Origin of the sequence: Lacticaseibacillus zeae subsp. silagei (genome assembly GCF_030770335.1) — a bacterium.
Lineage (GTDB): Bacteria > Bacillota > Bacilli > Lactobacillales > Lactobacillaceae > Lacticaseibacillus > Lacticaseibacillus zeae.
On record NZ_CP132484.1, the window covers coordinates 1,558,112 to 1,570,300 of the forward strand.

General features: G+C 47.8%; 9 protein-coding genes. 8 read left to right on the forward strand and 1 reads right to left on the reverse strand.

What is annotated here, in order from left to right; genetic code table 11:
• Nucleotides 1-329 precede the first annotated feature (329 nt).
• The 8 genes from LACZS1_RS07435 (at nucleotide 330) to ftsY (ending at nucleotide 11,544) form a co-directional block, all read left to right on the forward strand.
• Nucleotides 330-1,352, forward strand: a complete 1,023-nt coding sequence (locus LACZS1_RS07435) for an ABC transporter ATP-binding protein (protein WP_010488029.1) — start codon at nucleotides 330-332, stop codon at nucleotides 1,350-1,352.
• A gap of 2 nt (nucleotides 1,353-1,354) precedes the next feature.
• Nucleotides 1,355-2,308, forward strand: coding sequence for an ABC transporter ATP-binding protein (locus LACZS1_RS07440; RefSeq protein ID WP_070650438.1), 954 nt, complete (start codon nucleotides 1,355-1,357; stop codon nucleotides 2,306-2,308).
• Complete coding sequence (gene opp4B, locus LACZS1_RS07445; RefSeq protein WP_025012446.1) at nucleotides 2,308-3,270, forward strand: oligopeptide ABC transporter permease; 963 nt, start codon at nucleotides 2,308-2,310, stop codon at nucleotides 3,268-3,270. Before LACZS1_RS07440 ends, opp4B begins: the two co-directional genes overlap by 1 nt.
• Nucleotides 3,271-3,286: 16 nt before the next feature.
• Nucleotides 3,287-4,198, forward strand: coding sequence for an ABC transporter permease (locus LACZS1_RS07450; RefSeq protein ID WP_070650437.1), 912 nt, complete (start codon nucleotides 3,287-3,289; stop codon nucleotides 4,196-4,198).
• Between the two features lie 190 nt (nucleotides 4,199-4,388).
• Nucleotides 4,389-6,182: an oligopeptide ABC transporter substrate-binding protein gene (locus tag LACZS1_RS07455; RefSeq protein WP_047106270.1), complete on the forward strand. Its 1,794-nt coding sequence runs from the start codon at nucleotides 4,389-4,391 to the stop codon at nucleotides 6,180-6,182.
• Nucleotides 6,183-6,279: 97 nt separating this feature from the next.
• Nucleotides 6,280-6,975: a ribonuclease III gene (gene rnc, locus LACZS1_RS07460; protein WP_010488038.1), complete on the forward strand. Its 696-nt coding sequence runs from the start codon at nucleotides 6,280-6,282 to the stop codon at nucleotides 6,973-6,975.
• Nucleotides 6,976-6,994: 19 nt separating this feature from the next.
• On the forward strand, nucleotides 6,995-10,549 hold the full coding sequence (gene smc / locus LACZS1_RS07465) for a chromosome segregation protein SMC (protein WP_070650436.1): 3,555 nt from the start codon (nucleotides 6,995-6,997) through the stop codon (nucleotides 10,547-10,549).
• Complete coding sequence (gene ftsY, locus LACZS1_RS07470; RefSeq protein WP_070650435.1) at nucleotides 10,549-11,544, forward strand: signal recognition particle-docking protein FtsY; 996 nt, start codon at nucleotides 10,549-10,551, stop codon at nucleotides 11,542-11,544. Before smc ends, ftsY begins: the two co-directional genes overlap by 1 nt.
• 218 nt (nucleotides 11,545-11,762) lie before the next feature.
• Here ftsY and LACZS1_RS07475 read toward each other — a convergent pair whose 3' ends face one another.
• Nucleotides 11,763-12,077, reverse strand: coding sequence for a hypothetical protein (locus LACZS1_RS07475; RefSeq protein WP_010488042.1), 315 nt, complete (start codon nucleotides 12,075-12,077; stop codon nucleotides 11,763-11,765).
• Nucleotides 12,078-12,189: the final 112 nt, after the last annotated feature.

The window sequence follows — 12,189 nt, forward strand, 5'->3', positions numbered from 1 at the left end:
TTTATTTGTGAGCGCGTTATGGTGAGCGCGACTCACTTTCGTTTTTACGAGACGCACGCAGATGATAAAGGACGTTTTCTTCAAACAAACCGAGTTTTCTGATATGATCAGCTTGCAGCATCATGTTGAGGATGCTCGATTTTCTTTAAAGCTCGCCATCCTTGTGCACGAATCATTGATGGATTTACCCGTAAATTTCGCGCCTCAATGGCGTTGGAACGCATTTTTGGCTTGCATAACCACTATAATTTCTTTATACTTAGAGACAATTATTTCAAAAATCTCATCTTGTTTTAATCTTGCGTCAAGGACGCAAAGGAGGAGTTCGTTTGGATAAACCTGAAGATTTGCTGCTAGATGTGCAACATCTGCACACCGGATTCAGACTTGGAGATGCTTTTTATGATGCTGTCGATGATGTCAGCATCACGTTACGAAAAGATGAGATTCTGGCGATTGTAGGTGAATCAGGCTCCGGCAAGAGTACTTTGGCAACCAGTATTATCGGGCTTCATGATCCGCGTAATACAAAAGTGACCGGTGATATCTTGTATAACAACCTGAATCTGGTCGGGTTAAATGAAACCCTGTTTGATCGGATTCGTGGTAAGGATATTGGCATGATTTTCCAGGATCCGTTAGCTGCGTTGAATCCGTTGATGCGGATTGGCGAGCAAATTGAAGAGACGCTGGTTTACCATACCAAGATGAACAAGGAAGAACGCGATAAACGGGTGCTGGAACTGCTGAATCAAGTCGGCATTCCCAATCCCGAACGGACGGCACGTTCTTACCCACATGAACTATCTGGCGGGATGCGGCAGCGGATTGTCATTGCGATTGCGATTGCCTGCAAACCACCGATTATCATTGCCGATGAACCAACTACCGCTTTGGATGTCACGATTCAGGCACAAATTCTGGATTTGTTGGAAGACATTCAGCGGGAAATGCATTCCGGCATTATTTTAATTACCCATGACCTTGGCGTTGTGGCCGAAACCGCTGATCGCGTGGCGGTGATGTATGCGGGACAGATTGTTGAAAGCGGCTCGGTGATGGATGTCTTCAAGCATCCGACTCACCCGTATACGCGCAGTCTGTTGCGCTCGATGCCGCAAGCCGACTCCGATGATGACGAGCTACACGTTATCCAAGGCGTAGTGCCGTCATTGAAGAATATGCAGATGGAAGGCTGCCGATTTGCTCCCCGAATTCCATGGATTCCGGCATCTGCTCACGAAGAGCATCCGACCATGCATGAAGTCGCACCTGATCATTTTGTTCAGTGCACGTGCTACAAAGACTTCTATTTCCCGGATGACGACCAAGCGGCTGAAAAAGGTGAGTAATTATGGCAATGATTGAAGTTAGAAATCTAAAAATACATTATCCCATTCGTTCCGGCTTCTTTAATCGGGTGACGGATCATGTGCTGGCAGTCGATGGGATCGATTTTGATATTGAGCAAGGCGAAACATATGGCCTGATTGGCGAGTCCGGTTCAGGTAAATCGACAACCGGTAAAGCGATCGTTGGGCTGGAGCCGGTGACGTCCGGTTCGATCATGTACAAAGGCCAGGACATCACTAAACGCAGCGTTCGCAAGCACATGCAGTACAACAAGGATGTGCAGATGATTTTCCAGGATTCGCTATCTAGCTTGAATCCCCGTAAGCGCATTGAGGATATTATTGCAGAGCCAATTCGTAATTTTCAGAACCTGACCAAAGACGAAGAGCGTCATCGCGTTCAGGAACTACTGGATATCGTGGGGATGCCAAGTGATGCTTTGTACAAGTATCCACACGAATTTTCCGGCGGCCAACGTCAGCGGATCGGGGTTGCCCGAGCCATGGCGACGAATCCTAAGTTGATTATCGCCGACGAACCCGTATCGGCACTGGATTTGTCCGTTCAAGCGCAAGTGTTGAACTTTATGAAACGCATTCAGGAAGAATACAACATTTCTTATCTGTTCATCTCACATGATCTGGGCGTTGTGAAACACATGTGTAAAAAGATGGCGATCATGCATCGTGGCCGTTTCGTTGAAATCGGAACGCGTGAAGATATTTATAATCATCCGCAACATATTTACACGCAACGGCTTTTATCCGCGATTCCTGATGTTAACCCCGATGATCGCAAGGAGAACAAAGAACATCGGCGCGAAGTCGAACGCGTTTTTAAAGAAGAAGAATCTAAATATTATTCCAAGGAAGGCCGCGTTTTGGATCTCCAGAAGATTTCCGATACACATTACGTTGCGCTGCCAGATTCAACAATGAAGGGAGTGCATGATTAATGTGGAAAACAATTCTACGCCGGATCTTAATCATGATCCCGCAATTGATTTTGCTGAGCGTCTTGGTTTTCGTCCTGTCAAAAATGATGCCCGGGGATCCGTTATCCGGTAATTTTCAGCAAGGGCAAAGCGCAGCGCAGATGGCGGCCTTACGTCAACAATATGGCTTGAATGACCCGTGGTATATTCAATATGTCAAATGGGTTGGCAACATGTTCCATGGTGATTTGGGTCAGAGCTTCGTTTATAAACGGTCAGTAACTGGTCTGATCGGTGAACGGGCTGTGAACACATTCTGGCTGGCATTGATGTCAACGGTGATTCTCTATGTTATCGCCATTCCAGCAGGTGTTATTGCTGGCCGCTATGAAGGTAGTAAACGAGATTCTGCAATTTCGGTTGCATCCTTCATTTTGATGGCCGTACCACCATTTGTTTTCTATCTGTTAGGGCTCATTTTCTTCGGCTTCTTCTTACAATGGTTCCCAACCGGCGGGAGTGTGTCGTCAACGTATAATCCGGGAACACTGGGCTATGTCTGGGATCGGATCTATCACATGATTCTACCGGCGTTAGTGGCGGGGATTATCACGACGCCAAGTACGATTCAGTATCTGCGTACCGGGGTCATCGATAATACTCACCAGGACTTTGTTCGGACCGCTCGTTCTAAAGGTGTACCGGCCCGCGTTATTTTTGATAAACATATTTTGCGTAATTCCTTATTGCCGATTGCAGCGTTCATGGGTAATCAAATTACCAGCCTGCTGGGCGGCTCCGTCATCTTGGAAACCGTCTTCAGTTATCCTGGAATGGGTCAACTCTTTGTTTCGTCGATGACCAGCCGTGATTATCCGGTGGTTATCTCGCTGGTGCTTTTGTTCGGCTTCCTGACGTTGCTTGGTAACTTACTGTCAGATATCATCATGAGTATCGTGGATCCGCGGATCCGGATCGAGTAGAAGGTGGGGAAAGTTTATGCAAAACAATGCAAATGAAGTGGCGGCTAACACCACAAAAATTGAACAATCACCTTCTAACTTCAAGGTGATTCTGAACGAATTCCGCAAAGACAAGGTTGCTGTGGTCTCACTATTCTTAGCGGTTGCGATTATCCTTGCTGCGTTTATTGGCTCAATGTTGTTTAACGTTGGCGGGGCAACGCAGGTTAGTATCATGGATCGTTATACGGCACCTGGTGTCAATGGGTATATTCTTGGGACTGATGAAGGCGGCCGGGATATGTTCAAATATTTGTTCTTTGCTGCCCGTAACTCGATTACTATCGGGATTTCGGTGGCGCTAATCATTGAGTTTGTCGGGGTTGTCCTTGGAACAATTTCTGGATACTTCGGTGGCTGGATTGATTCCGTGATTATGCGACTCGTTGATTTTTGGATGATCATCCCATCTTTGCTAGTGATTATCGTTCTAGTTACGATTGTGCCGCAATATAATGTGATCTCCATCATTCTTATCATGGCGGCTTTCTACTGGATGACCACCACGCGGCTGATGCGATCGTTAGTGCTGTCGGAAGCGCGCAGTGAGTATGTTATGGCTTCAAAGACTTCAGGGACCTCTAATTTTAAGATAATGTTCACCGGGGTCTTGCCTAATATCAGCTCATTGATCATTACGGATCTGACGCTGACGATTGCAAGTTCTATCGGGATCGAAACCGCCCTTTCCTTCTTGGGTTTTGGGCTACCGATGGAGACACCAAGTTTAGGGACGCTGATTGGCTACGCCTCAAACCCAGACTTGATTTTTAATCGCTGGTGGGTATGGTTTCCTGCTGTTTTAGTCTTGTTGACACTGTCACTCTCAATTAACTTTGTTGGTCAAGCTCTGCGGCGCGCGGCTGATTCACGGCAACGTCGAGGTTAAAGTTACGGTTTTTCTGAAAATTCATAAAGAGACACTCAGACTAATCTGGGTGCCTCTTTATTTTTGACGAAAAAAAGAAAAATTTGTGGCGAAATATTGGTCATTCCGCTCTAATTATGCTATCATTTAACTCACATGAAGCGTTGCTTCGCTTACATATTGCGATGACGGCGCGGAAGGGGGAAAAAGTATGAAAAAGCGTTCTGTGCTCGGAATGATCACGCTCGCTACCGCTTTATCCATCACCTTGGTAGCTTGTGGCAGTAAGAGTTCGAACTCCAGCTCAAGTACTTCCAATAAGAGTGTGAAGTTCCCGATTTCTTACAACAATACTGCAAAGGCAGTTAAAGGCGGCAATGTCAATGTAGCGGTGGTTGATGATTCACCATTTAAGGGGGTCTTCAACGAAGAGCTCTACACTGATCAGTATGACTATTATTACATGAACCCTACTGCCGAATCTCTATTTGCCTACAACAGCAAATTCAAGTTCAATAATAAGGGTGCCGCTACCTTGAAGCAGGATAATAACGCTAAGACCATTACAGTTACCATTAAGCCAAACGTAAAATGGTCTGACGGTCAGCCGGTTGTTGCCCGTGACTTGGTTTATGCCTATGAAATTATGGCGAATAAAGCCACAAAGAGTCAACGATACACTGAGTCTCTTCAGAATATCGAAGGTTTAACCGAGTATCATGATGGCAAAGCAGATTCAATTTCAGGATTGACGATGCCTAAAGGTGACAATGGTAATACGATGGTCATTCATTTTAAACAAATGAAACCTTCGTTCGGCACTTCAGGAAATGGTTACTTCCTAGAAAATGCGGCACCGTACCACTATCTGCACGATGTTGCTTTTGATAAGCTTGAATCTAGCGATAAGGTCCGTAAACAGCCGCTGTTCTTTGGGCCATACAAGATTAGCAAAGTCGTTGCCGGTCAAAGCGTCCAATATACCCCGAACAAGTATTATTGGAAGGGCACGCCTAAGTTAGACAAGATTACGATGGAAAATGTTTCTACTGCATCGATTACTTCTGCTTTGAAGAATCATAAATATGATGTGGTTTATGGTATGCCTTCAGATACTTACAATGATTGGAAGAGTATCGCCGGGTATACGAACCTTGGTCACCAATCACTGGCTTATAACTACCTTGGCTTTAAGTTAGGTAAGTGGGACGATAGCAAGAGTGAAAATGTCTATAATCCTAAGGCGAAGATGGCGAATAAGAGCCTTCGTCAGGCCATGGGTTATGCACTGAACAATGATGAAGTGGCGTCTAAGTTCTACAATGGTACGCGGACGCGTGCAACAACTTTGATTCCGCCTGTCTTTGGTAAAGATGTGCATGCCGATATCAAGGGCTATGACTTGAACATCAAGAAGGCGAACAGCTTGCTTGATAAAGCCGGTTATAAGAAGGGCAAAGACGGCTATCGAACCGATCCTAATGGCAAGAAGCTGACGATTAACTTTGCTACTATGGCTGGTGGCTCAACGGCTCAACCATTGGCACAGGATTACATTCAGCAGTGGAAGAAGATCGGTTTGCGTGTTAAGTTAACCACCGGTCGTCCAATCGAATTCAACTCCTTCTACGACAAGATTCAAAAGGATGATAAGAGTGTCGATGTTTATGCGGCCGCTTGGAGTCTTTCGTCCGATCCTTCACCAATGGATCTGTTCTCGGCTAAAGCGCCGTTTAACTATACACGGTTTGTCTCTGCTGAGAATACCAAGCTGTTGAATGACATTGATGGTCAGAAAGCAATGAATCCGACATACCGTGCTAAAGCATTGAAGGCATGGCAGAAATATGCTAATGACGAAGCATTTGCTATTCCAACGTTGTACCGGGCAGAAATCTTCCCAGTTAACAAACGGGTGAAGAACGCAAGTGTTGACTATGCTTCAGCTAACTACTTGAACTGGTCCAAGCTAGCTGTTACAAGCAACAGCACCGCCAAGAAGTAGTCGAAACTCAATTACCCCTAAAAGGCATCTGCAATCGCAGGTGTCTTTTTTTGTGTGCTCTTGTATAATTAGAAGGTGATAAAAAGGAGGGCTCTTCATGGTTGCCTCAGAGTTTGTGAGTGAATTGCGTCAGCGTTATGGGATTGAATTTCACGATCTCAGTCTATTGGATGAAGCCTTCACGCATTCCTCGTATGTTAATGAACACAAAGAATTAGGGTTAAAAGATAACGAGCGACTTGAATTTCTTGGTGACGCGGTGCTTGAACTGACAGTTTCTGACTATCTGTATCGTAAGTTTCCGGATAAGCCGGAAGGTGATCTGACCCGTATCCGTGCTGCCGCGGTTCAAACTGCAGCTTTTTCGGCGTTTTCAAAAGAGGCGCATTTTGATCGCTATATCAAACTGGGAAAAGGTGAAGAAAAAGCCGGTGCCCGCAAGCGATTGACGTTGCTGGAAGACTTGTTTGAAGCATTTAACGGTGCCTTGTACTTGGATCAAGGCCGTAAAGCCAATATCAAATTTGCCGAACAGATCATTTTTCCTAAGATTGATGCCGGTGAGTTTTCGGCTAACCAGGATCATAAGACTGCCTTGCAGGAAACCCTGCAGCAAAATGGTGATGTGGCGATTGTGTATCACCTCTTGGATGAAAAGGGTCCTGCTCATGAACGCCAATTTCACGTTGATGTTGAAGTTGAAGGCCGAGTATTAGGGACCGGATTCGGTAAGAATAAAAAAGCGGCTGAACAAGCTGCAGCCAAGGCGGCATTAGCCCGCTTGAAAAAGTAAGAACTAGAATGGGGTCATCATGGAATTAAAGCGTTTGATCATTAATGGCTTCAAATCATTTGCAGATAAAACCGAAATTGATTTTGTGTCTGGTCTGACTGGCATTGTTGGACCAAATGGTAGTGGGAAAAGTAACATCACCGAGGCGATTCGCTGGGCATTGGGCGAGCAAAGTGCCAAAAGCTTGCGCGGCGAGCGAATGGGTGATGTTATCTTTGCAGGTACGGACAGCCGGCCTGCTTTGAATCGCGCGGCGGTTACCATGACCTTCGATAACAGCGACGGCTATCTCAAAAATCAGCCAGCCGAAGTTTCGGTGACGCGCCGATTGTATCGCGATGGCACCTCCGAGTTTCTGCTCAATAATCAAGATGTTCGGTTAAAGGATATTGTTGATCTGTTCATGGATTCCGGCTTGGGACGTGAGAGCTTTTCGTTTATCTCGCAAGGCCGGGTTGAAGCGATTTTTAATAGCAAACCAGAAGAACGCCGGGGCATCATCGAAGAAGCCGCTGGCGTTTATAAATATAAGCAACAGAAAACCAAAGCTGAGCGCGAGTTGGCTAACAATGACGATAATCTGGCGCGGATTAACGATATTATTGTCGAATTAAAGCATCAGGTTGAACCACTGCGGGAGCAAGCTTCACTGGCCAAGGATTATCAGCAGCAAACCGCGGACTATCAAAAGATTCACCAAACACTTTTGGCGCTGGAAATCGAACAACTGGCGGCGGAGCAGGAGAAGACCCAAGGCGAAGCCAAAGTGACCAAGGCGACCATTGCGGCGCTGACGGCAAAGGTTAAGGATCTGGAAAATCAGTCCGAGCAATTGAGCGCAATTGATCATCAGCATGAGGAACGATTGAATCAGCTCAATGACCAAGTCTTGAGTCGTTCGATGAAGCTGGAAAGTCTTAGCGGTGAAGCGAACCTCTCTAGCGAACGCTCGGCCAATGCGGCGACAACACTGGCTGATTTAAAAGATCGGTTGACCCACGCTCAGCAGGCGTTAGCAGAGGCGAACCAGCGACTGGCCGACTTAACCAAGCAGCTTGATGCCTCCCAGAAAAAGCAGCAAGACCTCAAGGAACAGTTGGCCCAACAAAAACAAGCCAGCCAAGATCCGGCTGCTTTGAATCGCCAGTTGGAGTCCGTCCAGAATCACTACATTGATCTGTTGAAAGCCCAAGCTGACAATAAAAATGCCCAGGCAGCCTTACAAAAAGACCAGCAACTCGCGGCGAGTCAAAACGCGGCTCATGATCGGCGCATCTATGAACTGAGCAAGCAGGCGCAGGATCAGGAGGCCAAGGTCAATACACTGCTGAGCCAGCAGCAAAAGTTACAGGCCAAAGCAGAAACGCAACAAACTGCCGTTGAAGAAGCTAAAACCAAGTTGAATCAGCTGCAACAAAACCGCACTGCCCAGCAACAAACTTATCAAGACGAAATGGCGACTTATCAACGCGCACGCGCACGGTATGAGACGCTTTCTGAATTGAATGAAGACTATGCGGGCTTTTATAACGGCGTTCGGGTTGTGCTGAAGCATAAAGCAACCTTGCCGGGTGTGATTGGTGCGGTGGCTGAATTGTTGGAAGTACCCACTGCTTACCAGCAGGCGTTTGATTTGGCGTTAGGTAGCAATCTACAGGCCATTGTCACCCGCGATGAAGCAGCAGCCCAACGCGCCATTAGCCTGTTAAAGCAACAGCGGGCCGGTCGGGCGACTTTTCTGCCGGCTGCTGTGATGCGGCCACGTGAGCTGCCAAGTGCGGTTTTGCAACTTGTCAAAGGCGCAGATGGCTTCTTAGGCACAGGGCTGCAACTTGCCCAATATCCGGCTGATCTAAAGTCCGTGATGGCTAATCTCCTAGGTAGTGTTTTGATTGTTGATACCCTACCGCACGCGATTACCATTGCCAACACCACCCATCACCGATATCGCATTGTGACCACGGCTGGGGATATTTTGAATCCAGGTGGCTCACTGACAGGCGGCCAGGTCAAACAAGGTCGGCAAGCCTCACCACTGGCCCGCAACCAGGAAGCCCGCCACCTCAAAACCCAACTGCAGGGACTAGTCGAAGATCTGAAAAAGAAGCAAACCGCCTTGACCGAACTGACTAAGCAGGAGAACGCCGCTCAAGCCGCCTGGCAGGACGCTCAGGCGCAGTCTCAGGCGTTAGCGGCTGATCTAACGGCCATTACCAGTCAACACACTGCGCAGGCAGAGACGTTACGACAGGCGCAGCGACAGTTGGCGGCCGCACAACAAGCCAACACGGCTCAGGCTGATTTAAGTACCAAAATGACCGAGCTTCGTCAAGCTGGCAAAAAAATTGCTCGTGACATCGAAGAGGCTCAGGCAGAAATTGAACAGCTGAAAACTGCTGCGAATGCTGCGGCCGATTCCCGGTCGAAGCAAGCAGCAGCCGAAAATGCGTTGAAGACGAAGCTGGCCGTGGTGACCAATGACTTGCAGACGCTGCATGATCAGCATCAGCAATGGCAGACGCAGGCCAGGGATGCAAATGAACAAATTACTGAACTCCAGCAACGCATTGAGCACATTACGGCCACGGCTAAGGAAACGGCGGCTGAAAAAGCCAGTCGTACAGCTACGATTGCCAAGTTACAAGAGGAACTGAAGCAGCTGAAGGCCGAGCAAACCAAAGTGACTCAAACCAAGGCCGCCAATCGTGGCAAGTTAAGCGAGATTTCTGCCAGAATTACAACGACCTATGAACAACAGCATCAGGCGATGGCGACCTCCGAACAACAGGCGGTGGCCCTTAACCGGGTGAAGTTGGGCCTGGATGCTCGTCTGAACACGTTAGCCGAGGATTATCAGCTCACTTACGAAGCGGCCAAAGCTGCCGTGGCGCCGGATCACGCGCCGATTCCTGAATTAAAGAGCAAGTTAAAGCTCTTGAAACGCGGCATTGATGAACTAGGGCCGGTTAATCTGAATGCGATCGAGCAGTTCAAAGAGGTCAATCAGCGCTACGAGTTTCTCACCAAGCAGCAAGACGATCTTTTGGCTGCTAAACAACAGCTTGAAGAGACGATGCACGAATTGGATGAAACCGTTAAAACACGATTCAAAAATATGTTTGACCAGACGAATAGTGCGTTTGAGGCGATTTTCCCGCAAATGTTTGGCGGTGGGCATGCCCATCTCAGCTTGACTGATCCAGATGATCTGTTGGCAACCGGGATCGAGATTTCCGCACAACCGCCTGGCAAGAAGCTGACGCGACTGTCATTGCTGTCAGGTGGTGAACGGGCTTTAACCGCGATTGTGTTGCTTTTCGCGATTCTAAAAGTCCGTCCGGTGCCATTTTCGATTTTGGATGAAGTTGAGGCGTCACTGGATGATGTCAACGTTAACCGGTTTGGCGAGTTCTTACGCCATTATGCCAGTGCGACGCAATTTATCGTGATCACGCACCGCCACGGCACGATGGTTGCGGCCAATGTCTTGTACGGAGTGACCATGCAGGAATCCGGTGTGAGTCGGATTATGGCAGTCAGTCTGGATCAATCACAGAAAGAGGCGACAAGTTAATGGGACTTTTTGATGCGATTAAAAAGGCGTTCACTGGGGAAGAACCCGAAACGCCTGAAGAAAATAAATATGATGAAGGCCTGGCGAAAAGCCGCAGCAGTTTTGGCGAAAAGCTTAATGCGTTATTTGCCAATTTTCGGACGGTGGATGAAGACTTTTTCGATGATCTTGAAGAGATGCTTATCGAATCCGATGTTGGTTTTGAAACAGCGGTTCGGTTGAGCGATGAATTGCGCGAAGAGGTTAAGCTCAAAAACGCGAAGGATCCCAAGGCCGTTTCGCGAGTTATTGTTGAGAAGCTGGTGGATATGTACGGCGAGGCTGGCAAAGATGAAGATAACCAGCTCCACTTTGCCGAAGAAGGGCCAACTGTCTTTCTGTTTGTGGGTGTTAACGGCGCCGGTAAAACGACCACAGTCGGCAAGCTGGCGCATCAGCTCAAAGAAGAAGGCAAGCGCGTCTTGCTAGTGGCAGCTGATACCTTCCGTGCCGGCGCTATTCAGCAATTGCAAGAATGGGGCCGCCGCGTTGATGTGCCGGTGGTGACCACGAAAGAAGGCGGCGATCCTGCAGCCGTTGTTTTTGATGGCGTTAAGCGGGCAAAAGAAGAAGGCTACGATGTAGTGTTGGTCGACACCGCTGGCCGCTTGCAAAATAAAGTCAACCTGATGAACGAGTTGAACAAGATTAAACGCGTGATCGTCCGCGAATTGCCGGATGCGCCGCAAGAAGTCTTGTTAGTGCTGGATGCCACGACCGGCCAGAATGCGCTGAATCAGGCGAAAGAGTTTAACCAGACGACCCAAATTACCGGCATTGTGCTAACCAAGCTAGACGGCTCTGGCAAAGGCGGCATTGTCTTGGCAATCCGCAATGAGCTGCATGTACCGGTCAAGTTAGTGGGGCTGGGCGAAAAAATGGATGACTTGCAGGCATTTGATCCGACAAAGTTCGTGACCGGCCTGTTTAAGGGCTTGATTGAAGTCAAAGCCTAAGTCTAAGTCAAGGCAATCAAAAGAACAAAAAAAAGCGCTGCACCTGTTCGTTCAAGTGCAACGCTTTTTTATATGAGCGTGAGCCGGCGCGCTTAGGAGTCGGAGTGTAAGTGGCCTTGGGCGTGATGGCGAACTTTGCCATTGCGACCGAGGTCCTTACACGTAGACTCCTGCTCCGGCGAACGCGTTAAGGTGCGTCAATCCGGCGCGTTGATGATTTAGGCTGTCTGGACTTTCTTTTCCCGGCCAAAAATGACTTGCAAGATAACCAAGACAAGGTAGCCAATTAGCAGGTAAGTGAACCAAGCGGATGGTTGGACTTTACTTGCAAACCAGTATTGTTGCCATGCCGTATTGCTCATGATCCATGCAAATAGCCAGCCTAAAAGACCGAAGATGGTGTTGATAATAGCAAAGAACCATAAATTGCCGTTTTCATGGTTGCTCAGGTAAACACATGAGAAAACCAAACTCCACAATCCCCAAGCAGCAAGGACAGCAAACACGGCCCAGTAAATAAAGGTTGCGACCATATTCTTCCCTCCAATTTTTCACATGTTCAGTGTACCACGAAATGAGGCAAAACCGGAAATGTGAATCCGTTTTCGTGATATTGGCCGCTGACTATTTTCCGGTGACAATTGA